The following is a 299-nucleotide window of genomic DNA, read 5'->3' as shown; positions in this document are numbered from 1 at the left end:
AGCCACCCAAGTCTCGGGCATTGCCGGTGCCGATGGAGCGGGGCCCCACATAGAAAGTGGAAAGATTGATCGAAAATCCATTTCGCTCCGATTCCAAACTCCCATTCGCCTGATGCTTGGGAGTATAGGGGAGTTGCTGGGGATTTTGAGCATCTGAGGTCAAGTCCAAAGCTTGAGAAAACGTATAGCTTCCTCGAGCTTCCCAATTCCAAAACCCAGTTTTCCAAGTCACTTTTCCCTGATATTCCATTCCCTGATTTTGCACTTCACGGATATTCTGCGGACTCCAAGTAGCTCCC

1 protein-coding gene is annotated in these 299 nt (G+C 49.8%); it reads right to left on the bottom strand.

Translation table 11 applies throughout. The features are described from left to right. Nucleotides 1–250: hypothetical protein (locus ACNKXV_RS14215; protein WP_417908366.1), on the bottom strand; the 250-nt coding region annotated here is incomplete at its 3' end. Nucleotides 251–299: the final 49 nt, after the last annotated feature.

It is taken from the genome of Christiangramia aquimixticola (genome assembly GCF_048285835.1).
Lineage (GTDB): Bacteria > Bacteroidota > Bacteroidia > Flavobacteriales > Flavobacteriaceae > Christiangramia > Christiangramia aquimixticola.
Note: the sequence above shows the minus strand (reverse complement) of the source record. Positions and strands in the feature narration are given on the sequence as shown.